24 protein-coding genes are annotated in these 22,758 nt (G+C 54.7%); 19 read left to right on the top strand and 5 right to left on the bottom strand.

All coding sequences use genetic code 11. The features are described from left to right. Positions 1 to 71 precede the first annotated feature (71 nt). The 18 genes from secG to ABJL60_RS02710 all read left to right on the top strand — a co-directional run bounded on the left by secG (position 72) and on the right by ABJL60_RS02710 (position 16,811). Entirely contained in the window at positions 72 to 434 is a 363-nt protein-coding gene (secG, locus tag ABJL60_RS02795; RefSeq protein WP_348286295.1) for a preprotein translocase subunit SecG, read from the top strand. A gap of 174 nt (positions 435 to 608) precedes the next feature. Next, on the top strand, positions 609 to 2,255 hold the full coding sequence (locus tag ABJL60_RS02790) for a CTP synthase (protein ID WP_348286297.1): 1,647 nt from the start codon (positions 609 to 611) through the stop codon (positions 2,253 to 2,255). A gap of 101 nt (positions 2,256 to 2,356) precedes the next feature. Further along, on the top strand, positions 2,357 to 3,172 hold the full coding sequence (locus tag ABJL60_RS02785) for a hypothetical protein (protein WP_348374671.1): 816 nt from the start codon (positions 2,357 to 2,359) through the stop codon (positions 3,170 to 3,172). Between the two features lie 4 nt (positions 3,173 to 3,176). Beyond that, complete coding sequence (locus ABJL60_RS02780) at positions 3,177 to 4,256, top strand: SMP-30/gluconolactonase/LRE family protein (protein ID WP_348374670.1); 1,080 nt, start codon at positions 3,177 to 3,179, stop codon at positions 4,254 to 4,256. A gap of 71 nt (positions 4,257 to 4,327) precedes the next feature. Continuing rightward, on the top strand, positions 4,328 to 5,101 hold the full coding sequence (gene rlmJ / locus ABJL60_RS02775; RefSeq protein WP_348374669.1) for a 23S rRNA (adenine(2030)-N(6))-methyltransferase RlmJ: 774 nt from the start codon (positions 4,328 to 4,330) through the stop codon (positions 5,099 to 5,101). A 13-nt stretch (positions 5,102 to 5,114) separates the two neighbouring features. Continuing rightward, positions 5,115 to 5,411 (top strand): DUF1330 domain-containing protein, encoded by a 297-nt coding sequence (locus ABJL60_RS02770; RefSeq protein ID WP_348286305.1) that lies wholly within the window; start codon positions 5,115 to 5,117, stop codon positions 5,409 to 5,411. A 25-nt stretch (positions 5,412 to 5,436) separates the two neighbouring features. Next, complete coding sequence (locus ABJL60_RS02765; RefSeq protein WP_348374668.1) at positions 5,437 to 6,084, top strand: hypothetical protein; 648 nt, start codon at positions 5,437 to 5,439, stop codon at positions 6,082 to 6,084. A 39-nt stretch (positions 6,085 to 6,123) separates the two neighbouring features. Further along, positions 6,124 to 6,558, top strand: a complete 435-nt coding sequence (locus ABJL60_RS02760; RefSeq protein ID WP_348286309.1) for a TerB family tellurite resistance protein — start codon at positions 6,124 to 6,126, stop codon at positions 6,556 to 6,558. Further along, positions 6,555 to 7,292, top strand: a complete 738-nt coding sequence (locus ABJL60_RS02755; protein ID WP_348374667.1) for a PhnD/SsuA/transferrin family substrate-binding protein — start codon at positions 6,555 to 6,557, stop codon at positions 7,290 to 7,292. Before ABJL60_RS02760 ends, ABJL60_RS02755 begins: the two co-directional genes overlap by 4 nt. A 110-nt stretch (positions 7,293 to 7,402) precedes the next feature. Beyond that, the gene (locus tag ABJL60_RS02750; protein ID WP_348374666.1) at positions 7,403 to 8,179 is read left to right on the top strand and encodes an ATP-binding cassette domain-containing protein; all 777 of its coding nucleotides are present in this window, start codon (positions 7,403 to 7,405) and stop codon (positions 8,177 to 8,179) included. Between the two features lie 32 nt (positions 8,180 to 8,211). Then, positions 8,212 to 8,937 carry a transporter substrate-binding domain-containing protein gene (locus tag ABJL60_RS02745; protein ID WP_108828946.1) on the top strand — a complete coding sequence of 242 codons (726 nt, stop codon included), beginning with the start codon at positions 8,212 to 8,214 and terminating at the stop codon, positions 8,935 to 8,937. Positions 8,938 to 9,035: 98 nt separating this feature from the next. Then, positions 9,036 to 9,917, top strand: a complete 882-nt coding sequence (locus ABJL60_RS02740; protein ID WP_348375352.1) for an ABC transporter permease subunit — start codon at positions 9,036 to 9,038, stop codon at positions 9,915 to 9,917. Further along, entirely contained in the window at positions 9,914 to 10,720 is an 807-nt protein-coding gene (locus tag ABJL60_RS02735; RefSeq protein ID WP_348374665.1) for an ABC transporter permease subunit, read from the top strand. Before ABJL60_RS02740 ends, ABJL60_RS02735 begins: the two co-directional genes overlap by 4 nt. Before the next feature lie 27 nt (positions 10,721 to 10,747). Beyond that, complete coding sequence (locus ABJL60_RS02730) at positions 10,748 to 12,064, top strand: glutamine synthetase family protein (protein WP_348374664.1); 1,317 nt, start codon at positions 10,748 to 10,750, stop codon at positions 12,062 to 12,064. A gap of 55 nt (positions 12,065 to 12,119) precedes the next feature. After that, on the top strand, positions 12,120 to 12,797 hold the full coding sequence (locus ABJL60_RS02725; protein WP_348374663.1) for a type 1 glutamine amidotransferase: 678 nt from the start codon (positions 12,120 to 12,122) through the stop codon (positions 12,795 to 12,797). Next, the gene (locus tag ABJL60_RS02720; RefSeq protein ID WP_108828951.1) at positions 12,797 to 14,158 is read left to right on the top strand and encodes a glutamine synthetase family protein; all 1,362 of its coding nucleotides are present in this window, start codon (positions 12,797 to 12,799) and stop codon (positions 14,156 to 14,158) included. Before ABJL60_RS02725 ends, ABJL60_RS02720 begins: the two co-directional genes overlap by 1 nt. A gap of 68 nt (positions 14,159 to 14,226) precedes the next feature. Continuing rightward, a complete protein-coding gene (locus ABJL60_RS02715) occupies positions 14,227 to 15,528 on the top strand; it encodes an FAD-binding oxidoreductase (protein WP_348374662.1) in 1,302 nt (433 codons plus the stop codon). A 95-nt stretch (positions 15,529 to 15,623) separates the two neighbouring features. Then, positions 15,624 to 16,811: a DegT/DnrJ/EryC1/StrS family aminotransferase gene (locus ABJL60_RS02710; protein ID WP_348374661.1), complete on the top strand. Its 1,188-nt coding sequence runs from the start codon at positions 15,624 to 15,626 to the stop codon at positions 16,809 to 16,811. Positions 16,812 to 16,881: 70 nt separating this feature from the next. On the opposite strand, the gene phaR is transcribed toward ABJL60_RS02710, so the two are convergent. Then, positions 16,882 to 17,454, bottom strand: coding sequence for a polyhydroxyalkanoate synthesis repressor PhaR (gene phaR / locus ABJL60_RS02705; RefSeq protein WP_348286326.1), 573 nt, complete (start codon positions 17,452 to 17,454; stop codon positions 16,882 to 16,884). A gap of 99 nt (positions 17,455 to 17,553) precedes the next feature. Continuing rightward, positions 17,554 to 18,471, bottom strand: a complete 918-nt coding sequence (locus tag ABJL60_RS02700; protein ID WP_348374660.1) for an NAD(P)H-binding protein — start codon at positions 18,469 to 18,471, stop codon at positions 17,554 to 17,556. A gap of 120 nt (positions 18,472 to 18,591) precedes the next feature. Here ABJL60_RS02700 and ABJL60_RS02695 point away from each other — a divergent pair, with 120 nt between their 5' ends. Then, positions 18,592 to 19,473 carry a LysR family transcriptional regulator gene (locus ABJL60_RS02695; protein WP_348286330.1) on the top strand — a complete coding sequence of 294 codons (882 nt, stop codon included), beginning with the start codon at positions 18,592 to 18,594 and terminating at the stop codon, positions 19,471 to 19,473. A gap of 76 nt (positions 19,474 to 19,549) precedes the next feature. Here ABJL60_RS02695 and ABJL60_RS02690 read toward each other — a convergent pair whose 3' ends face one another. The 3 genes from ABJL60_RS02690 to phaC form a co-directional block, all read right to left on the bottom strand. Beyond that, entirely contained in the window at positions 19,550 to 19,993 is a 444-nt protein-coding gene (locus tag ABJL60_RS02690; protein ID WP_108828957.1) for a phasin family protein, read from the bottom strand. Between the two features lie 265 nt (positions 19,994 to 20,258). Next, positions 20,259 to 20,861 (bottom strand): hypothetical protein, encoded by a 603-nt coding sequence (locus ABJL60_RS02685; protein ID WP_348374659.1) that lies wholly within the window; start codon positions 20,859 to 20,861, stop codon positions 20,259 to 20,261. A gap of 71 nt (positions 20,862 to 20,932) precedes the next feature. Then, on the bottom strand, positions 20,933 to 22,744 hold the full coding sequence (gene phaC / locus ABJL60_RS02680; protein WP_348374658.1) for a class I poly(R)-hydroxyalkanoic acid synthase: 1,812 nt from the start codon (positions 22,742 to 22,744) through the stop codon (positions 20,933 to 20,935). Positions 22,745 to 22,758 lie beyond the last annotated feature (14 nt).

Here is a 22,758-nt window from a genome sequence, read left to right as displayed (position 1 = left end):
TCGCCCACTTGCCCCATCGCGCAAACTTGCATAGATACCCCGCGAAGCGCTTAACCGAAGTCAGGTTCCTTATGGAAAACGTCGTCCTTATCATCCATCTTATCCTATCCTTGGGGTTGGTCGGCATCGTGCTGGTTCAACGCTCTGAAGGCGGCGGGCTTGGCATGGGCGGCGGCGGCGGTGGCAATATGTCGGGACGCCCACCTGCGTCACCGATGGCAAAGTTCACATGGATCTTGGCCGTTGGGTTTATCATCACGTCGGTATCCCTAACGATCATTGCTGCGCAGAATGCGTCTGGATCGTCTGTTGTAGACCGCTTGGGGGTCACACCTTCACAAGCTGGTGCAGAAGCACCCGGCCTTCCCGGTGTCGATGATCTGCTTCCACCCTCAGAAGGCGAAAACGCACCTTTGGTGCCATCTGCTGACTAAACCTATACCTTGAGGTCAGGCAAAAACCTGTAACAGGATGTTGCGGTTTGCCTTGCTTCACCGATCCGAATCCTGTTAGGCTTAAATCCCGTGATACTGCGAACTTCGCAGTGGATTGCGGCTGCCTATTCAGCCCACATCTTACGTTTGACGCACACGGGAGCGACCCTGCATATGGCACGATATATTTTCATCACCGGTGGTGTTGTATCCTCATTGGGCAAAGGGCTGGCATCTGCCGCCTTGGGGGCTTTGCTGCAAGCCCGTGGCTTTTCGGTACGTTTGCGCAAACTTGATCCTTACCTGAACGTGGATCCCGGCACGATGTCACCGTTTGAACATGGCGAAGTGTTTGTGACCGACGATGGTGCAGAAACCGACCTGGATCTGGGCCATTACGAACGCTTCACCGGGGTGCCTGCACAAAACACTGATTCCGTCAGTTCCGGCCGCATTTATTCCACGGTTCTCGAAAAAGAACGGCGCGGCGATTATCTGGGGAAAACGATCCAAGTCGTCCCCCATGTCACCAACCAAATCAAAGACTTCCTGAATGTTGGCGGTGATGATGTGGACTTTATGTTGTGCGAAATCGGCGGCACCGTTGGCGATATCGAAGGGTTGCCCTTCTTTGAAGCCATCCGTCAGTTTTCCCACGACAAGCCGCGTGGGCAGTGTATCTTCATGCATCTGACGTTGCTGCCTTACCTTGCAGCATCCGGTGAATTGAAAACAAAACCGACCCAGCACTCTGTAAAGGAATTGCAATCCATCGGCATCGCGCCGGATATTCTTGTGTGCCGCTCCGAACACCCGATCCCCGAAAAAGAGCGCGAGAAAATTGCATTGTTCTGCAATGTGCGCAAGGAATCAGTGGTGGCAGCTTATGATCTGCCGTCGATCTATGATGCGCCATTGGCTTATCACGCCCAAGGGTTGGATCAGGCTGTTCTGGATGCCTTTCAAATCTCGCCTGCGCCCAAGCCGGACCTTAGCGTGTGGCGCGATGTGTCGGACCGCGTGAACAATCCGGAAGGCGAAGTGAACGTGGCGATTGTGGGCAAGTACACGCAGTTGGAAGACGCCTACAAATCCATAAAAGAGGCGCTGACCCATGGCGGCATGGCCAACCGCGTGAAGGTCAACGTGGAATGGGTCGATGCCGAAGTGTTCGACAAATCGGACGACGTGGCCACCAAGCTGGAAGGATTTCAAGCAATCCTTGTCCCTGGTGGATTTGGCGAACGCGGCACCGAAGGCAAAATCAAAGCGGCGCAATTTGCCCGCGAACGCAACGTCCCCTATCTGGGCATCTGTCTGGGCATGCAAATGGCCGTCATTGAAGCTGCACGAAATGTGGCGGGTATCAAGACTGCGGGCTCGGAAGAATTTGACCACGAAGCAGGGAAAAAACGCTTTGAACCCGTGGTCTATCACCTCAAGGAATGGGTTCAGGGCAATGCCAAAGTCAGCCGCAAAGTAGGCGACGACAAAGGCGGCACCATGCGCCTGGGTGCCTATGATGCGACGCTTATGGCCGGGTCCAAAGTGGCCGAAGTTTACGGAAAAACCGCCATCGACGAACGTCACCGGCACCGTTACGAAGTCGACATTGCCTACCGAGAACAGCTTGAAAAGGCCGGACTTCGCTTTTCGGGCATGTCCCCGGATGGCTCTTTGCCCGAAATCGTGGAATGGCCGGATCACCCATGGTTTATTGGCGTACAATTCCACCCCGAATTGAAATCCAAGCCTTTCGATCCGCACCCCTTGTTCCGCGACTTTGTACGGGCCGCCAAGGATGTGTCGCGGTTGGTCTAAACCGTTCCGCGGTGGTTCAATCGACAGCCGTATAGAACGCGACACTCGCCAAACTGAGTAAAATGGGTAAACTTGTCTGCATTTAACAAACGAGTTTGCCCATGTCCCTTTTTCAAACAAGCAGCCACCGCTACCAACAAGCCCCCGATCACAACGGATATGCTGCAATCAGTTCAAAGAAGCTGGCCTTTGTTGTTGGCCTTTTGGCCTTATGTCTGCCCTTTGTGATGATTGTTGGTGCCCACTATCAAACATTCACCGGTCCCATTCCCGGCATTCCGCCTGCCTGCTTCCGCGATTCCATCAGCCACACCTACTATTCGCCATTTCTGGGCAGTATTTTCATCGGCACACTCGTGTTCATCGGGGGGTACTTGCTGGTCTATCAGGGCGAAGACGCAAAGGGCGCCGAAAAGCGGTTGTCCGGTCTGGCCGGGATCGCGGCCATCGGTGTCGCCCTGTTTCCCACAAGCGGCGATGGCTGTGACGATCCGACGTTTCTGGCCCGTCCTATCATGGCCTTTACGCAAGGCGCGGGCGACGCCACTGCCCTGCCGGATTTGGTGACGCCTTTCGCGCTTTTCTCGTTCGCAGACAGCTTGCACTATCTAAGCGCCGCGACCCTTTTTGTGTTTCTCGCGTGGTTTGCGCTGTTTGTGTTCACCGCCGCAGATCCGCATCAAAAGAACAGCGATGGGAGCCTGACCCAGACAAAACGCATCCGCAACGCGCTTTACTATGCCATGGGCACTGTGATGATTGTATCTATTGGGGCGTTGGCCGTTAGTTTTGTGTTCAAACCGACGTGGTGGAACCTGTACAATGTCACCTTCTGGGTAGAAGCTGCCGCGCTATGGGCGTTTGGGCTGTCGTGGATGGTCAAGGGCCGCTTTCTTGGCCGTTGGATCGGAGATTGATCACATGTTGAAACCTGTCTTAAAAGCAAGTGCCGTTCTTTTGGGGGCGGGGGCGTTGTATCTGACGCTTTGGCCCGTCCCTATTGATCCGCAGCCATGGGACGCGCCGCAAAATCAGGGATACACAGGGGCGTTTTCCCCCAACACAGCCCTACAAGCCATGGACCGCATTGCGCTGAACGGTGAATTTGGCCCCGAAGATGCGGCCATCGGCGCGGACGGCAGGCTTTATATGGCCAGCCATTCCGGTGCAATTCTGGCCTATGATCCTGCGGATGGCACAGTCAGCGAATTTGCGAACACAGGCGGGTTGCCGTTGGGCATTTCGGCCACAGATGACGGGGTTTTGTACATCGCAGACGCCGCCAAAGGGTTGGTGCAAGTGGATGCGGCAGGCACTGTGACTGTCCTGACAAATACCGTCGACGGCACCCCCATCGACTACGCCGATGATTTGGACATCGCCCCCGACGGTTCGATTTATTTTACCGATGCGTCGACAAGATTCGGGGCTGTGGCCAACGGCGGCACCTTTCCGGCCTCATTTCTTGACCTGATGGAACACGGCGGCCATGGCCGCGTGCTGCGCTATGACCCTGCAACGGGCCAGACCCGTGTGATCCTTGATGGGTTACAATTTGCAAACGGGCTTGCGATCAACGCCGCAGGAACACATTTTCTGGTGATCGAAACCGGCGCCTATGCCGTGCGCCGTGTGTCCCTTGACGGGTCATCCGTGGAAACCGTTTTGGCAAACACCCCAAGCTTTCCTGACAATATCAGCCGCGCCCCAGACGGCACATTCTGGATGGGGTTCGTTAGCCCCAGATCCCAACAGGCCGACGATTTGGCCCCCAAGCCGTTCTTGCGCAAACTGGTGATGCGCTTGCCCGCCGCCATGCGCCCCAAGGCCACACGCTATGGGTTGGTTGCACGGATCAGCGAAACCGGTGAGGTTCTGGAAACCCTGCATGATCCGGATGGCGGCTTTGCATTTACAACGGGTGTGATCGAGACCGCGGACGGTACAAAATACATCACCAGTTTGCGCGAAGACACCTTGGGGCGGTTGGCCGCCCCCTAGCCGCATAAAAACCCGGTCTGCCACTGCGTTTTCCATTGCGCAGGGCAGCTGCTTCGCCTCATATCGCGGCCATGCTCAGTTACCAACATATCTATCACGCCGGAAATCTTGCGGATGTTCATAAACATAGCCTGATGGCTTGGATGCTGCGGTATCTGACGGCCAAGGACAAACCGTTAAGCTATATTGAAACACATGCGGGGCGCGCATTATACGATTTGACCGACGCGGAGGCTTTGAAAACCGCCGAAGCGGCTGCCGGTATTCAACGTCTGCGCCAAGCCTTTGTGGATCATCCATACGGGGATGCGTTGTCGCAAATCGCCGGAACCTACGGCGAAAACGCCTATCCCGGATCGCCGTTGATCGCATCCAGCCTGTTGCGCCCCACAGACAGCATTCACCTGTGCGAATTGCATCCAACAGAACATGCGGCGCTGGAACTGAACATGTCGCCCTACCCCGCCACCTGCCACAAGGCGGATGGGTTTGCGATGGCGCACAGCCTGCTGCCACCCACCCCCAGACGCGGTGTCATGCTGATTGATCCAAGCTATGAAATCAAAGCAGATTACGTCAGCATCCCCAAAGACTTGCGCAAATATACACGCGCTTGGAATGTCGGCATCATCGCCATCTGGTATCCGGTTCTGGCCAACAACGCACAGGAGGGCATGGTCAATTTGCTACGTCAAACCTATCCCGATGCGCTGTGCCATGAGGTGCGATTTGCCCCCGCCAAACCCGGTCACGGCATGATCGGGTCCGGCATGTTCGTGCTAAACCCACCTTACGGCGCGGCCGAAGAAACAAAACGCATATCAAAGATTTTCTCAAAGATTTAGAAGGGTCTGCCCCATGACTGCAAAAGGATATTGGATCGCGCATAACGTCGTGCACGATGTGGAAGCTTACGACAAGTATCGCGCCGCCAACGCCGCACCGCTGGCTGAATATGGCGCGAAATTTCTGGTACGCGGCGGCCAACAAGAACTGCGCGAAGGCACGTGGAACACACGTACCGTTGTCATTGAATTTCCCAGCTATGCCGACGCCGTGGCCTGCTATGAAAGTGACGGCTACCAAGTGGCAAAGGCTATGCGCGTCGACGTATCAGACGGCAATATGATCATCGTCGAAGGCTATTTGGGCTAAAGCCAACCTGTGGTATAAGGCAGATATGTTTCGCTTTATTCTGCCTTTTGCCCTTCTGGCCGCACCCGCATTTGCCTGTGAGACACCTGTTTGTCAGGTCGATCCAAATACGCTGGCCTTGCCCCGTGTCATCACGTTTGAAGACCAAAGTGCGACGATGGGTCCCGGCCATCTGATAAACGATCCTTGGGTTTTGCCCGGCGTGGTTCTGGCAGAGCGTTTTGTTGGGCAAACGCTGGGATATACAGGCGATTTCGACACTGTTCGCGGTCCTGCGAACAATCCGCTGACCCCTCAGGCAGGTCTGCCGGGCCAGACGATGTCACTGGTTATGATGAGCGGCAACAAGGTGCTAAACGGCTATGGGCGCGCAGCGTTTCCGTCCCGTGACGGTCAAGGCGAAGGGGCGATTTCAATCCTGTTTGATGAAGACCAAGCGGCGTTGGCTTTTGATATTCGCGGCGGTGAAGGCGGACGCGCCCGCGTGATGTTTCTGCGCCGTGACGGTTCGGTTATCACAACGTTGCGTGTCCAGCGGCTGCATGAGTATGCCGTTGGTTTTGAACGCAACAATGGCGTCGTCGATATTGCAGGCGTCATCATCATGAACGATGACCCGCAAGGGTTGGCACTGGACAACCTGCGGTTTGGGAACATCAATATTTTGGGTTAACCATTGGCGCGGCGGGACAGGAAGGCTATGTCCGTCTGTATGTTTGGAGATTTCTTAAAAAGGCTGACACAGCCCGAACCCGCCCCTTTGCCCGAAACCGATGCCCGGCTTGCGCTGACTGCGCTGTTGATCCGGGTTGCCCGCTCGGATGGTCACTATGATGCCGCCGAACGCGCACGCGTCGAATCCATCGCCAAGACGCGTTATGGTCTTGATCCGGCTGCCGTCGCAGCACTTTGCGAAAATGCGGAACAACTTGAAACCGAAGCCCCTGACACCGTTCGCTTTACCCGCGCCATCAAAGATGCTGTGGCCTACGATGAACGCCTGTCTGTGATCGAAGCCTTGTGGCAAGTCGCGTTGGCAGACGGCAACCGGTCTGATGAAGAAGATGCGCTTTTACGCCTTGTTGCCAACCTTTTGGGTGTCACGGATCGTGACAGTGCGCTGGCACGGCAAAGGGTTTCAGTTTGATCGCATTTTTGGGCATGTATGACATGCCCTATGCCACCGCTGCGACAGACGCTTTGTGGCGAAACATCAGCGAAACTCTGGACGATGCCCCCAATGATCTGACGCGCGGCGGGGATGCTTGGGACATCTGGCAAAACCCCGACTTGTTGTTGGCCCAAACCTGCGGCCTGCCCTACCGCGCCCATTTGCACGCCAAGGTGCAGCTTGTCGGCACGCCGGATTACGCGATCGAAGGCTGCCCGCCGGGGTTTTACCGCAGCGTCATCGTGGTGCGCAAAGACGATCCCGCGCACGCGCTTTGCGATCTTGAACATCGCAACATGGCGTATAACGAAGGGCTTTCGCAATCGGGGTGGGCAGCACCTGTGGCGCATTTCAAACAGGCTGGACTTGCCTTCGAAACCGGCCCTGCCACAGGGGACCATGCGCTTTCCGCACAGTCTGTCGCAGAGGGACACGCGGATTTCGCAGCGCTGGACGCGCTGACGTGGCGCATGTTGCATCGTCAGGATCCCGCACTTGTGAAGCAGTTGCGCGTCATAGACAAAACCGTCCCCACGCCCGGCCTGCCCTATATCACGTCGCACTCAACGGACGCCGATATGATCGCGCGTGCTGTTCAAGCCGGGATCAAAGCCACGACCCCCGAAGATTTGGGTCTTTTGCACCTCAAAGGGTTGGTTCATATCCCCAAAGCTGCGTACCTCGCGTTGGACATTCCAAAGTTGCCCTAACGGCAAGCGAAAGGTAAATTGCTGAAAAACCGTCGTTTTCAAGTTGCAAAGTAACACAATTTGCCGCCTTATATTGCATCGACAGACTCAACAAAGATGCATCTCACATCGTGACAGACACAACCACACCCGTCATAGACATATCCGGCTTGCACAAAGCATACGGCGCCCTTGAGGTGCTTAAAGGCGTTGATATCACAGCGAAACGTGGCGACGTGGTGTCTTTGATCGGCTCCTCGGGGTCCGGCAAATCAACGCTTTTGCGGTGCTGCAACCTTTTGGAAGACAGCCAGAAAGGCGAGATCGTCTTCAAAGGCGAGCCTGTGTCCTGGAAGGGTCAGGGGCATGGGCGACGCCCCGCAGACAGCCGCCAAGTTTTGCGAATTCGCACCAACCTGTCGATGGTCTTTCAGCAGTTCAATCTTTGGTCACACATGACAATTCTGCAAAATGTCATGGAAGCGCCGCTGACCGTATTGGGACGTGACAAGTCCGAAGTGGAAAAATCCGCACGAGCGTATCTGGACAAGGTGGGCATTGGCGACAAATGCGACGTGTTTCCCGCACAGCTTTCGGGTGGGCAACAACAACGTGCGGCGATTGCACGTGCACTTTGCATGGAACCCGAAGCTTTGCTGTTTGATGAGCCAACAAGTGCGCTGGACCCTGAACTGGAACAAGAAGTCATCAAGGTGATCAAAGACTTGGCCGCAGAAGGCCGCACCATGATCATCGTCACACACGATATGAAACTGGCCGCTGATGTATCAGACCACGTGGTCTTTTTGCATCAAGGTCTTATTGAAGAACAAGGGGCGCCAAAGGCACTGTTTGGCGCACCCAAATCCGAACGCCTGCGCGGCTTTCTTTCATCCACCGCGCACTGACGTAAACAAAAAAACCAAACGGGAGAATACCTATGAAAAAACTGATCTTGGGCACCGCCGCGCTGGCACTGACAGCTGGCATGGCATTTGCAGACGGCCACGGCAAAACCGTGCGCATGGGCACCGAAGGCGCCTACCCCCCCTACAACTTCATCAATGACGCTGGCGAAGTCGACGGCTTTGAGCGCGAATTGGGCGACGAGCTGTGCAAACGTGCCGAACTGACCTGCGAATGGGTCACAAACGAGTGGGACAGCATCATCCCGAACCTCGTATCCGGCAACTACGACACGATCATCGCGGGCATGTCCATCACAGCCGAGCGTGACGAAGTGATTGATTTCACGCAAGGCTACACATTGCCTGACCCCTCCGCCTACTTGGCAATGTCCGCAGACGCAGACATCAAAGGTGGCGTCATCGCGGCACAAACAAACACCATTCAGGCGTCTTTCATCGCAGCCTCCGGTGCGACTTTGGTTGAATTTGCAACGCCAGAAGAAACAATCGCAGCCGTTGAAAACGGTGAAGCAGACGCGGTTCTGGCCGACAAAGCGTTCCTGACACCAATCGCAGACGAAAAAGCGGATATGATGCTTTTGGCCCAAGAAGAAATGATCGGCGGCGGCGTCGGCATGGGTCTGCGTGAAAGCGACGGCGAATTGCGCGCCAAATTCGATGCGGCCATCGGTTCCATGAAAGAAGACGGCACCTTGAACGCGCTGTTGACCAAATGGGAAATCGGCGGTCAGTTCTAAGACCTCGAACGGCGGGGGCTGGATGAATTTCAGCCCCCTCTTTCCTGTCTACAGCCGTCTCTTCATTCTTCAATCGCGCCGCACCACGAGGCAATCCCATTTTTAGCTTTTGCACAGACCCCAGCCTCTTGCCTGATTGGCAATGGATGGCGTGTTACCTGACCACCGGCAAACATATGTCGATTTATTGGTCGGTGCTGACGGTTCTGTTGCTTCTTGCCATCACCGCCCCTGCAGCCCTTGCATTCGGCTTTGCCGGTGCCTCCGCCGCACGCAGCCGCGTGACACCGCTGTCGTGGTTGGGCCGCGGATATATCGCCGTTGTGCGCGGTGTGCCTGACATTGCGTTTTTCCTGTTCTTTGTGATCGCCCTTGATCAGATGATCGAATGGGCCCGCCACAAAATCAAATGTCCCGATTGGGATCAACCCATCCGTCAGGGCAGCGATTTTGTTGTTTGCCAAGCGGCCAAAATGCCGCTGGGGAACGCGCCGCAATGGGTTCATGAAAGTTATGGTTTTATGATCGCGGTGTTCACCTTTGCGATTGTTTTTGGTGCTTTTGCCGCAAACGTTCTGTTCGGTGCGATGCGCGCCGTACCCAAGGCGCAATTGGAAACCGCCGAAAGCTACGGCATGACACCGCGCCAAACATTCTGGCGCATTTTGGTGCCACAGATGTGGGTCTATGCCCTGCCCGGTTTGTCAAACCTGTGGATGGTCCTGATCAAAGCCACCCCGTTGCTTTTCCTGCTGGGCATCGAAGACATTGTTTATTGGGCCCGCGAATTGGGCGGTAACAAGACTGCGCGGTTCACGGATTATCCGCACGGCGATTGGCGGATGTGGTATTTCCTTGCATTGCTGGTGTTTTATTTGGCCTTTACCAAAGTATCCGAAGTTGTTTTGTCACGGATCATGGCCCGGCTGACCAAAGGCCAAGCCACATCTGGCGGTGAAGCCCAAAGGAAAGCGGCATGACCTGCTACGAGACCATTATGGCCTACGGGCTGCGTGCTGTGGGCTACGGAGAACGCCTGCTGCCGCGTGATGATTTTACGCTGTGCCAGCAGTTTACGTTGATCGGGTCCGGCATGATCTGGAACGTGTACTTCGGCATCGTCGCCCTGATCGCGGGGTTTGTCTTTGCAACGGCTTTGGCTGTCGGCAAAGCCTCTGGCAATGTTTGGGTCCGCAAACCCGCAGAATGGTTCATCTTCTTGTTTCGCGGATCACCTTTGTTCATCCAGTTCTTTTTCGGGTACTTCCTGTTTTTGCAGCTTAAGACCGTATCCCCCTTCTTTGATGCGTTCACGGCCGCATGGCTGGGGGCCTTGATCGTCTTGTTTTGCAACACGGCTGCCTACTCGGGCGAGATTTTTTACGGCGCGCTACAGTCCATCCCGAAAGGTGACGTTGAAGCCGCAGATGCCTATGGGCTGTCGGGGTGGTCACGCTTCAAACGCGTGATCTGGCCCACCATGCTGCGTCTTGCATGGCCTGCCTATACCAACGAAGCCATCTTTTTGTTTCACGCCACCACATTGGTCTTTTTCAGTGGTTTTCCAGCGTGGCAGCAACGCGGCGATGCCCTTTATTATGCAAGCTACTTTGCCGACAAAACCTTCAACCCGTTTATTCCCTATCCCATTCTGGCAATGTACTTCATTGTTCTGACGTTGATCGTGATTTCTATTTTTGGCGCGATCAACCGCCGTTTAAATCGTCATTTGCCGTCAAACGTACGCCCAAAACTACGCTTGCGGCCAAATCTTATCCGGTGAACCCGAGAATTTAGGACTGGAAGGCCCATGGACTTAGGACAATTTCAAACGTTTCGGGTCGCGGCATGTGATTTGAACGGGCAGATGCGTGGCAAAGTGGTTCCCGGATCCTACGCTAAGAAACTGGAAAGCGGCGCGGTTCGTATGCCTTTGTCTGTGTTAAATCTGGACCTGTGGGGGGAAGATATCGAAGACAGCCCATTGGTCTTTGAAACAGGTGATGCAGATGGCGTTTTGCGCCCCACGGGCCGCGCACCGATGCCCGTGCCTTGGTTGGATGCGCAATCCGCTTTGGTGCCCATGTCGATGTACACCGATGAAGGGGCTGCTTTTGAAGGCGACCCGCGCCACGCATTGGCCCGTGTTTTAAGCCGTTTCGAAGCGCGCGGCTGGACCCCCATCGCCGCCACTGAAATGGAATTTACCCTTCTCGATGACAGCGGTGCACATCCCCAAGCCCCCGTTAACCCGCGCAGTGGGCGTCCGCTGGATGGTTCTGCCATCTTGTCCATGTCCCAGATGGACGCTTTTGCGCCATTTTTTGACGACCTTTATGCGGGTGCTTTTGCGATGGGCATCCCCGCCGAAACTGCCATTTCCGAAGCGGGCGTCGGCCAGTTCGAAGTTACCATGCGCCATGGTCCGGCCATGGAGATGGCGGACAACGCCTGGGCCTTTAAAGCCTTGGTGCGTGGATTGGCGCGCAAACACGCAATGGCTGCGACCTTTATGGCCAAACCGTATCCCGGCGATGCCGGCAATGGCATGCATGTGCATGTGTCGGTCGTGGATCAGGACGGCAACAACGTTTTTGACAACGGCGGCCCTGAGGGCACCGAAACCATGCAACAGGCTGTTGCCGGATGTTTGGCTGCAATGCCCGGCAGTTCGTTGATCTTTGCGCCACACACCAATTCTTACGACCGGTTTGTTGCAGGCGCCCATGCGCCCACCGCTGCCGCTTGGGGCTATGAGAACCGTACCGTCGCCGTTCGTATTCCGGGCGGTCCAAACACAGCGCGGCGTGTTGAACACCGCACCGCTGGCGGAGACATCAACCCCTATCTGTTGCTGAGCGCCGTATTGGGCAGTGTCATGATCGGCATAGACGACCAGATGGTCCCTCCGGCCCCTGTTGTCGGCAATGCCTATGACGCAAATCTACCGGGCCTTGCCTGCGATTTATCAAGCGCCATCGACGCCTTTGAAACGGACCCCTTCATGGCCCGCATCTTTCATCCGCAATTGATCGATAATCTGATCATGACCAAGCGCCAAGAGTTGAAAAAGATGACGGACGTTCCGAAAGACCAGCGGTGGAAAGCTATGCTCGAACGGGTCTGACCCCATTGCCGTGGCATCCATCCATGCTTAGACTGCCAAAAACAAAGAGGTTTCTATGAAGATCGGTATTTTGCAAGCGGGCCATTTCGTTCCGGAATTGCAGCCAGAGCTGGGCGACTACGAAGCGCTTTACAGCACACTTCTGCAGGGTCACGGCTTTACATTCGAGACTTTCAGCGTTGTAGATATGAAGTTCCCGTTAGGCCCGGACGACGCTGACGGGTGGCTTATTTCCGGATCTAAACACGGGGCCTACGAAAGCCATCCCTTCATAGATCCGCTGGAAAACTTGATCCGCGATATTCACGCCAGCGGCAAACCCATGATCGGGGTCTGCTTTGGCCACCAAATTATCGCCCAGGCCCTGGGCGGGCGCGTTGAAAAATTTGACGGTGGGTGGTCCGTTGGACGCGTCGAATATGAAATCAACGGGCAAAAGCTTGCTTTGAATGCGTGGCATCAGGATCAGGTTGTGACCCCGCCCCCCGGATCACGTACTGTTGGTCGCAGCGGTTTTTGCGCCCATGCATCGCTTGTGTACGGCGACCAAATCTGGACAATCCAGCCCCATCCCGAATTTGAAAGCCCCGCCATCGAAGGCCTGATCCGCCTGAAAGGCGACGGCGTCGAAGAAGACCGACTGGACCACGCTGCATCGCAACTGGGCGCGGCCAACAACAATGCCACTATCGGCCAGAACATGGCCGAATTTTTCAAGAAAGAGAGGGCCTGATGGCCTCCGACTGGATTTCCAAACTTCCCGCTCCTGCCAAAGAGTACTTGAATGGCAGGACTTTGGACGAGGTGGAATGCATCATTTCAGACCTGCCCGGCATTGCGCGCGGCAAAGCAGTTCCTGCAAAGAAATTCGCCCGTCAGGATTATTTTCATCTGCCAGATAGTATCTTTTATCAAACGATCACAGGAGGTTGGGGTGAAGCTGCGGGTGAAGAGGGGTTCACCGAAAAGGACATGATCCTAAAACCGGACATGGCCACAACCACCGCTGCCCCATGGACAGGGGACTGGACACTGCAGGTCATCCATGATGCCTACGACCGCAAAGGCAACCCCGTTGGTTTTAGTCCGCGCAATGTATTAAAACGTGTTGTGCAGCTTTATCGTGACCAAGGGTGGGAACCTGTTGTCGCCCCTGAAATGGAGTTCTTTCTGGTTGCGCGCAATATTGATCCCGCCAAACAGATTGAGCCGATGATGGGGCGTTCAGGCCGTCCGGCGGCAGCGCGTCAGGCCTATTCGATGACGGCTGTGGATGAATTTGGTCCTGTGATTGATGATATCTATGACTTTGCCGAAGCGCAGGGCTTTGAGATTGACGGCATCACGCAGGAAGGCGGCGCAGGGCAGTTGGAAATCAATCTGCTGCATGGTGACCCTGTAAAGCTTGCCGACGAGGTGTTTTATTTCAAACGTCTGATCCGCGAAGCCGCATTGCGTCACAATTGCTTTGCGACGTTCATGGCGAAACCGATCAAAGACGAACCCGGCTCTGCCATGCACATCCACCATTCCATTTTGGACATCGAAACGGGGCAAAACATCTTTTCCGGGCCGCAAGGCGGAGAAACGGATGCGTTTTTCCATTACATCGCAGGTCTGCAAAACCATATGCCAAACGCGCTGGCTGTTATGGCGCCTTACGTGAACAGCTATCGCCGCTACGTCAAAGATCACGCGGCCCCCATCAACCTTGAATGGGGCCGTGACAATCGCACCACCGGCATTCGTATTCCGCTGTCAGACCCCAATGCGCGTCGCGTTGAAAACCGCTTGGCGGGCATGGATTGCAACCCGTATCTGGGCATCGCTGCATCATTGGCCTGTGGGTACTTGGGCCTTATGGAAGAACGTCGCCCCGACAAGCAATTCAAAGGCGACGCCTATGACGGCGAAGGTGATATTCCACGCACTTTGGGTGAGGCTTTGGACGTTTTTGATGAAGCCACCGATCTACACGAGGTTCTGGGCACAGAATTTGCCCGCGTGTATTCCATTGTGAAGCGTGCCGAGTATGATGAGTTCTTACAAGAAATCTCTCCTTGGGAACGTGAGCATCTTTTGATCAACGTCTAGGTGTTTTCTGGCTTGGGACCCTCCGGGGGAGGTTTATTAAGCAAGGTGAAGCGGACCGCGGGGGTGCCATGCAGTTGATTTATTCCAATGACCGGCGCGGGGCCTACCCTGACAGTTGGTACGCGGCGACAACCACGCCCTTGCAGCCCTTTGCCCCATTGAAAGGTTCTGCGACAGCGGATGTTTGTGTGGTGGGCGCCGGATACACAGGCCTTTCAACTGCTTTGCACTTGGCCCAAGCTGGGCGCGATGTTGTTTTGATCGATGCGCAACGCGTGGGTTTTGGAGCCTCTGGGCGCAATGGAGGGCAATTGGGCACAGGCCAGCGTGTAGACCAAAAGGGTCTTGAGGCATTGGTTGGCCGCGATGACGCCAAACATTTGTGGGGCATGGGGTTGGATGCCGTCGCCCTGTGTCTGGATCTGATCAAGGAGCATTCCGTCGATGCCCACGTCAAACAAGGCGTGGCCTGGAGCGGGTCCAGCCAAGCCGATGTGGACGATTTACATCGGTACGCAGATCATATGGACACGCATTACGCCTATTCTTTGGAACGTTTTGACGCACAGGGTTTTGCCCAGATTTGCCCCTCGCCCGACTACAGGGGCGGAATTTTGGATATGGGCAGTTACCACCTGCATCCTTTGGCATTCGCGCTAGGTCTGGCCCGCGCTTGCGTTGCAGCCGGTGTGCGCATTTTCGAAGGTACGCACGCGCAATCAATTGAACATGGCGCACCAGCTACAGTGCACACCGATGCGGGACGTATCACTGCCTCGCATGTGGTTCTGGCGGGCAACGGATATTTGGGGGATCTCGACCGCAAAGTTGCCAGTCGCGTGATGCCCATCAATAATTTCATAGCAGCCACCGCCCCCTTGGGTGACGAAGCAGTACGCGTTCTGGCGCGTGATGTTGCCGTCGCCGACAGTCGTTTTGTCGTCAACTATTTTCGCCTCAGCCATGATCGCCGGCTTTTGTTTGGCGGTGGTGAAAGCTATGGCTACCGGTTTCCCAAAGACATCGCAGCCAAGGTGCGTGGGCCTATGACACAAGTGTTCCCGCACTTGAAAGACATCCCCATCGACTATGCGTGGGGCGGCACATTGGCCATCACGATGAAACGGTTGCCATTTTTGTACCGAGCAGCCCCCAATGTTTTAAGTGCAGGCGGGTATTCGGGACACGGGTTGGGGAATGCTGTGCAAGCGGGACAATTGATGGCGCAGGCCATCGAAGGACAAACAGACGGCTTTGATGCGATGGCTGCGATTCCCTCGACACCCTTTCCTGGCGGTGGTGCAATGCGCACACCTTTGCTGGCCCTTGCGATGAGCTGGTACGCTTTGCGGGACCGTTTGGGGATCTAGGGACCGCGCCAAAACGCCACGCGTGTTAAAATAATTTGGAAAAGCTTTCCTTGTGTATTAAGTATCACCAAAGATGCACATAAGGAATGTGAAATATGACTACGCCAAATATGCATGATGCTGATCCAATCCCAGCCGCCGCACGCACAGAAATTGACCGTTTGCTGCAAAGCGGCGACCTATTCCGCTATACAGCAGCACAGGGTGCTCCGGTTTCTTTGCTTGAAGCTGAATTCGCCCAGATGATGGGCAGTCAGTATGCGCTGGCTGTGTCGTCATGCTCTGCCGCATTGTTTTTGTCTCTCAAGGCGCTTGATCTGCCCCGCGACGCCCGGGTTTTGATCCCTGGCTTTACATTTGCCGCTGTGCCCTCTGCCGTCATGCATGCTGACTGCCTGCCAGTGCTGTGTGAAGTGGGCGACAACTACCGCGTTGATTTAAAAGACTTTGAGGCCAAGCTACCGACAGTAAAAGCCGTCATTATCAGCCACATGCGCGGTCATACATCCGACATGGATGCAATCATGGCGCTTTGTGACGCGGCGGACATTCCGGTGATAGAAGATGCCGCGCACAGCTTGGGCACCCTTTGGAATGGCCGCAAAATCGGGACCATCGGCAAAGTTGGTTGTTTTTCCTTTCAGTCCTACAAGATGATCAATGCAGGCGAAGGCGGCATCTTGATTACGGATGACGCAAACCTTGTGGCACGCGCGATTATCATGTCGGGCGCATACGAGCATAACTGGAAAAAACACCCAGTGCTGCAGGATGCCTTTGCGACATGGCAAAACAAGTTGCCGCTGTACAACCTGCGTTTGTCCAATCTGTCCGCGGCCGTGATCCGGCCACAATTGCCCGCATTGGAACAGCGTGTTGCAGACGGGCGGCGCAATCATGACTATCTGGCTGAGATCCTTGATCAATCGCCGCATATCACCGTACCAAACCCGTTGCCCGGAGAGGAACGTGCCCCTGACTCCATTCAGTTCAATCTGATAGGCATGGATGATACGCAAGCGTATGGATTTGCAGAAGCTGCAGCGCGCGCCGGGGTCAAAGTGCAAATTTTCGGGCTATCTGACGACAACGCACGGGCGTTTTGGAATTGGCAGTTCATTCCCGACTTGCCAAAATTGCCACAGACCAAGCGCATGTTGATGCGGGCGTGTGACGTACGTTTGCCGGTGCGTTTGACGCAATCTGAATTGGATGAAGTGGCAAGCGTTTTGTTGCAGGCGATTTCTGAAAGCGTTGACACACCAAGAGCTTACGGCACGTGATATATCAATTTTTAGGTCCGCAATAGGGGTCAGTAAGGTGGGTTTAAACCCACCCTTCCATGGGTCACATTCAAGACAGCTTTGACAGCTTTTCCTGCAAATCCGCCAACTGCTTCTTGATCGCGTCCAGATCTTCGGTATCGCCAGAGGGCTGCGATGGCGTTTCATTTTGCGCATCAGTAGTACCACCCGTCCAACCGGGTGTTCCAATGCCGCCAGTCATCGCTTTCATGAACGCTTCTTGCTGCGCTTGCATCATGTCGAAGCCGGGCACTTTGGACATCGGATTCATGGCAGACATGTTGTTCATCATCTTGCTTTGCCCATCCCGCAGCATGTCAAAAGACGCTTGCAGGAATTGAGGCACGACCGATGCGCCACCGCCCATATAGCTGCGGACAAGATCGTTCAAAACATCTACGGGCAATACGCTTTCACCACGGCTCTCGTGTTCTGCGATAATCTGGAGCAAATACTGGCGGGTCAAATCATCGCCGGATTTCAAATCAACGATTTTGACTTCGCGCCCGTCGCGGATAAACCCTGCGATATCTTCCAGTGTCACGTAATCACTTGTTTCGGTGTTATACAGCCGACGGCTGGCGTAACGCTTGATCAACAATGGTGTTTGAGTGGCTGCCACAAAAATTCTCCCCGAACGCGTGCTGCGCTGCACCCATAGATGGTGCTGCAACGCAGCTTAGGCAGATCATTGGCGAAAGGAAAGGATATTGCGCATACGCTACCGTATGTCTTTTCGCACAGCGATGCGCATCGCATCCTTTAATGGCGTTGGCGTGAACCCGGGCAAAGCTTGCATCAGTTTTCGTCCGTCCATCACGTGGGGCACATTCCAAAGATAGCGCAATTCTGCCAACTCTCGCAGTGTTGGGTTAAACAACCCCATCACTTTGACCAGTCGCCACGGCACCCCAACTACCTTTTGTGGGCGGTTTACGGCGACGGCGATCGCATCGGCCAATTGCAGACCTGTCAAACTGTACCCGTCAAATCCGAACTCTTCAAATGCGTCAAAGGCGTCGCGTTGCTCACACAGCAAAACAGTCGCCGCAGCAACATCAGGCAAGAACGCCCAAGGATGCAAAGCATCCAACACGCCCGGATAGCTGGTGCGCCCTTTGAGTGCATTTTTGGCAATCTGCACATCAAACCAATTGCCCGATTGTTCGGTATCGATGTAGTCGCCCGCCCGCACCACAATGGTACGCACCCCGGACGCGCGGTAAGCATTTTCCATGTCCACCCGCATGTGCCCCTTTCGTGCGGTGGGACGCCACGCCGTGTCTTCACGTAACACAGGCGGGCACCCTGCCCCGTAGTTATAAAGATTTCCTGGAATGACCACGGTGGCGCCAACCCGCTTTGCTGCTTTTATCACGGCGTTTGTGATCGAAGGCAGCGTAGCGGCCCAGTCTTCATAGGGTGGGTTGACCGCGTTGATGATCAGGTCGCATCCCGCACAGGCCGCATTCAGGGCCGCTTCGTCCACCACGTCACCGGTTATCCGCTTCACGCCTGCTTCCGCTATGCCGGTCCAATTGCGCCCGAAGGCACGCACCTGCCAGCCACTAGCCTGAAATGCCGTCACAGCAGAGCGTCCGAAACGCCCCTTTGCCCCAAGAACCACGACCTGTTTCATTTGTTTTCTCCCGAAATGGTGTTTCAATGGGGACTGGATAACCCGCTATAATTTGAATATCATTTGGGAAAATTCGGATTATATCATTCAAAAATGGATGCGTAGACTATGGACTGGTCCTTGTTACAATCTTTCGCGGCTGTTGCGCAGCATGGTTCATTGACGGCAGCGGCACAGGCCACTGGCGCCACGCAACCCACATTAAGTAGACATATTTCCGTTCTCGAACAACAGCTTGGCACCCGATTGTTTGAACGCAGCAAAACCGGTGTCACCCTTACGGACCCCGGTTTCCGGTTGGTGGAGCATGCAAGGGACATGGCGGATGCCGCCCATAAATTGACAATGGCGCATGAAGGCCAAAACGACGGCCTGACAGGCACGGTGCGCATCACCGCCAGCCAGATCATGGCCACGTACATTCTGCCGGATCTGGTAACAACCTTGCATGTGAAACACCCTGAAATCGCGTTTGAGATTGTCGCATCGGACGAAACAAACAACTTGTCGCGACGCGAAGCCGATATCGCCGTCCGCATGTACCGACCCACGCAAAACGATGTGGTGGCGCAGCATGTGGGCGATATGTTGATCGGGGCCTATGCCACCCCTGCCTATATCCAGCGCAATGGCGGACTGGATGAACCGCAAGATCTGCTGCATCATTCTTTGGTCGGGTATGATCGCAGCACCCAGATCGTGGACGGGCTGCGCGAAAGGGGCATCGAGGCCACGCGCGATCACTTCAAATTTAGGTCCGACGATCAGGTTGTATGTTGGCAAATGGTGCGTGCGGGGTTTGGCGTCGGGTTTAACCAAATTGCCATAGGTGATGCCGACACAACGGTCGTCAATCTGATACCATCGCAGAATGTGGCCTCTATCCCCGTCTGGCTGACAGCGCATCCAGAGGTGCGCAACACGGCCCGCATTCGCAAGGTCGTCGACGGGCTACGGGATGGCTTGAAGTCAGTAATCCAAATGCAAAAGGCGGACCCTTAAAAAGGATCCGCCCATTTGTTCGCGCGTGTCAGGGAGGAGACGTGCGCGAAAACTCTTTACACTAAGCTTGTGACGCTTACTTCGCTGCGGCTTTTTTCGCGGCTGTTGTCACGTCTTTTGTCGCTTTGTTGACTGCAGCTGTTGCATCTTCGGAGATGTCTTTGCCTGCGGCCATCATCAGCTCAACTGTTTCCATCTGAACTTTTTTGGCGATTTCAGCGAAAGCGGCCATGTTTTCAGCGGCAACTTCAGCAGAAGCAGATGCGAAATCTGTCATTGCTTTTGCATAATCGGCTGGCTCGGATTTTGCTTTGGACATGTCGGACAATTTTGCCAACGTGTCTTGTGTCCATTTGCTGGAAACTTCAGCGGATTTTTCAGCAGCTGTCAAAGCAACTGTAGACAATTTTTCGTTCAGGGACGCTGTTGTTTTGAACGCGTCATCCATTGCTGTCATGTCGACGGGGAAAGAACCCATAACGTCTTTGAACATCGCTGTCATGTCTTGTGTCTTAGCCATTGTCATAATTCCTTTTGCATTGTGAGATCCCATTTCAGAGCATCCCGTTTCGCTTCTGTAGAAAGATATAGATGCCGCAGCGCGGCATTGCAAGATTTTTCTGCGTTGCAGCGCAATTTTTCTGCACTCGCATATATTCGGAATAAATCTATTATTTATAGCAACTTAACGAACACCTAAACGCAATCCACACGGAAAAAGTACCGGAATCTTCATAACTTTCCGCATATCCCGAAAGGAAATGCTGCGTTGCGGCAAGGCAGAATCAAGCCTGCTGAAGGTATTTTTGAAACTCGGCGCGCTGCGGATAATCATTTGCGAAATTGCCGCTGTTAAGCTGAAATGTCCGCCCCGGCACCGAAACCAACCCGTCTTTTGCCACCTGCGCGGCACAAAAGAACGACAGCCCCGGTTTCTTGAGCGTCCACTGCAAAAAGCCTCCGCCCATCGGGTATTGCTGGCTGGGTGACATATCTGTGTTGTGCCGGATGTCCGGCATAATCTTGACCAGACGTTGTGGCCCTTTGACCTGAATATTTTGTAGCGCCGCTTGTTGCATTGCGGCATATCCATCGGCCCCGCGTGCGCCCATGATCCCGTCATGGATGCGCATGCGTTCTTTGTCTTTCTGGTCTGTGTCTGCGGGCAGCCCCTCGCGCCCGCCGGATCGCAGGGTCGTGCCGGAAAACTCAAAATCGCTGGCTTGCGGACGCCGGCTGAGGACCAGTATTTTGTATCCCCCCGACAATCGCCCCAAGTGAAAGCCAAGGTTGGCTTCCGTCCGGCGCGCATCCGCTAAGATGATGGCGTTCAACTGCGTGATATCCCCTGATATGGGAGATGTCATTTGACCCAACACGATATTCATCACTTTACCTCCGACAACACTGCTGTGAGCTTGGCGTACCAAAAGCGCTGTGGCAAGGCCGCAAAGCTGGTCTATTGCGGCGCTTTACCAACAACATATGTCCCGGGCGCGTCGCACAGAACAGGATGGGAGGCATCACCGGGAACCCGTGCTGCGACTTGTTTGCCGGATCGTTTTTTCAACCAGCTTTCCCAACGTGGCCACCATGATCCTTCATGAAATTCTGCGCCCTCCAGCCAGTCCTCGTGGCCAAGCCCCATGTCTTGGTTTGTGTAGTGGCCATATTTCTTTTTGGACGGTGGGTTAACGATACCTGCGATATGCCCGGATTGGGTCATGATAAAGGTCTTGTTCTTGGCCCCCATCTTTTGCACGCCACGGTAACTGTCTTTCCACGGGGCAATGTGATCGGTTTCACAGGCGACAGCACACAAAGGCACATCCACTTCATCCAATACCAGATGATGCCCCATCAGATCGTATCCTGTGGTCGCCAATTCGTTGCGCTGACACAAGCCGCGCAGATACTGCCGCGCCATCTTGCCCGGTAGGTTCGCGCCATCCCCGTTCCAATACAGCAAATCGAAAGCTGGCGGCGTTTCCCCAAGCATGTAACTTTTGATCGCGGGCGTGTAGACCAGATCATTGGAGCGCAAAAACGAAAAGGTGCGCGCCATAATAACAGACGGCAGCATGCCTTTGTCGTCGATCTCTGCTTCGATGCCGTCAATGAAATCATCCGTCAGGAAGGGCGTAAATTCGCCTTGGTCTCCGAAATCTGTCAGGGCTGTGAAGAATGTGGCCGATTTGATCGATGTGTCGCCCTGTTGTTTCATATAGGACAGCGTCAAAGACAACGTCGTGCCAGCGATGCAATACCCGATTGCGTTCACCTGATCCTGGCCAGTGATTGCTTTGACTTCGCGCACCGCAGCCAGATAGCCATCGACAATATAGTCTTCCATGCCGATGTCCGCGTAGGTTGCGTCCGGATTGACCCAAGACACAATAAACAACGTGTAGCCTTGATCGGTGACCCATTTTACAAAGCTGTTTTGCTCTTTCAAGTCGAGGATATAGTATTTGTTGATCCAGGGCGGAAAGCAGATCACGGGCGTGGCATGTACAGTGTCCGTGGTTGGGCTGAATTGGATCAGCTCCATCATGCGATTGCGGTAGACGACTTTACCGGGCGTCGTCGCGATGTTGCCCCCAAGTTCAAACGCGCTTTCGTCCGCCAGACGCACAACCATCTCGCCGTTGTTGGCCTCAAGATCCGACACAAGGTTTTCCAACCCCGTCACTAGGCTTTGGCCTTCGGTGGCCACTGCCTTTTCCAATGCGTCCGGATTGGTGGCCAAAAAGTTGGTGGGGCTCATCATGTCAACGATCTGACGGCTGAAATAGGCCAGACGCTGCTTTTCCAATGGTTCCATGTCGGTGACATCATCAACTGCTTGCTCAAGGGCTGCGGCGTTCAATTGATACTGTCGTTTGACATAGTTGAAATATGGATGCGTGTCCCAAAGCGGATTGGCAAAGCGGCGATCCTTCGGGCCAGCGTCTGGGACCTGCGGCGCTTCCAGCTTCCCTTTGGCGAGGGACTGTTGAGCTTCGACAAAATGCTGCACCGTCTTGGACCAGTAATCCAATTGGTGTTCGAGCACCTTTGCGGGGTTTTGCACGGCCTCGGACCAATAGGCTGTCGCGGCCTGCCCGAAAAGGGATTGGTCCGGGCCATCCAGGCTTTTCTGGTGCCCTGCACGGTTCTTCATGACATGGGTTAGACGCGCCGATAAATCTTCTACCTTGCGTAGATTTTCGTTCATTTTCTCGAGGTTTTGTCCAGAGAACTCCGTATTGGCGGTGTCTTTGGTTGTCATATTAACTTTTCCCT

The organism is Ascidiaceihabitans sp., from assembly GCF_039986515.1.
GTDB lineage: Bacteria > Pseudomonadota > Alphaproteobacteria > Rhodobacterales > Rhodobacteraceae > Ascidiaceihabitans.
This window is presented reverse-complemented; position numbering and strand designations above follow the sequence as displayed.

Bases quoted from the DNA above. Each gene is read 5' to 3' on its own strand.
- secG (WP_348286295.1), top strand. From the start codon at position 72: ATGGAAAACGTCGTCCTTATCATCCATCTTATCCTATCCTTGGGGTTG.
- ABJL60_RS02790 (WP_348286297.1), top strand. From the start codon at position 609: ATGGCACGATATATTTTCATCACCGGTGGTGTTGTATCCTCATTGGGC.
- ABJL60_RS02785 (WP_348374671.1), top strand. From the start codon at position 2,357: ATGTCCCTTTTTCAAACAAGCAGCCACCGCTACCAACAAGCCCCCGAT.
- ABJL60_RS02780 (WP_348374670.1), top strand. From the start codon at position 3,177: ATGTTGAAACCTGTCTTAAAAGCAAGTGCCGTTCTTTTGGGGGCGGGG.
- rlmJ (WP_348374669.1), top strand. From the start codon at position 4,328: ATGCTCAGTTACCAACATATCTATCACGCCGGAAATCTTGCGGATGTT.
- ABJL60_RS02770 (WP_348286305.1), top strand. From the start codon at position 5,115: ATGACTGCAAAAGGATATTGGATCGCGCATAACGTCGTGCACGATGTG.
- ABJL60_RS02765 (WP_348374668.1), top strand. From the start codon at position 5,437: ATGTTTCGCTTTATTCTGCCTTTTGCCCTTCTGGCCGCACCCGCATTT.
- ABJL60_RS02760 (WP_348286309.1), top strand. From the start codon at position 6,124: ATGTTTGGAGATTTCTTAAAAAGGCTGACACAGCCCGAACCCGCCCCT.
- ABJL60_RS02745 (WP_108828946.1), top strand. From the start codon at position 8,212: ATGAAAAAACTGATCTTGGGCACCGCCGCGCTGGCACTGACAGCTGGC.
- ABJL60_RS02735 (WP_348374665.1), top strand. From the start codon at position 9,914: ATGACCTGCTACGAGACCATTATGGCCTACGGGCTGCGTGCTGTGGGC.
- ABJL60_RS02730 (WP_348374664.1), top strand. From the start codon at position 10,748: ATGGACTTAGGACAATTTCAAACGTTTCGGGTCGCGGCATGTGATTTG.
- ABJL60_RS02725 (WP_348374663.1), top strand. From the start codon at position 12,120: ATGAAGATCGGTATTTTGCAAGCGGGCCATTTCGTTCCGGAATTGCAG.
- ABJL60_RS02720 (WP_108828951.1), top strand. From the start codon at position 12,797: ATGGCCTCCGACTGGATTTCCAAACTTCCCGCTCCTGCCAAAGAGTAC.
- ABJL60_RS02715 (WP_348374662.1), top strand. From the start codon at position 14,227: ATGCAGTTGATTTATTCCAATGACCGGCGCGGGGCCTACCCTGACAGT.
- ABJL60_RS02710 (WP_348374661.1), top strand. From the start codon at position 15,624: ATGACTACGCCAAATATGCATGATGCTGATCCAATCCCAGCCGCCGCA.
- ABJL60_RS02700 (WP_348374660.1), bottom strand. From the start codon at position 18,471: ATGAAACAGGTCGTGGTTCTTGGGGCAAAGGGGCGTTTCGGACGCTCT.
- ABJL60_RS02690 (WP_108828957.1), bottom strand. From the start codon at position 19,993: ATGGCTAAGACACAAGACATGACAGCGATGTTCAAAGACGTTATGGGT.
- ABJL60_RS02685 (WP_348374659.1), bottom strand. From the start codon at position 20,861: ATGAATATCGTGTTGGGTCAAATGACATCTCCCATATCAGGGGATATC.
- phaC (WP_348374658.1), bottom strand. From the start codon at position 22,744: ATGACAACCAAAGACACCGCCAATACGGAGTTCTCTGGACAAAACCTC.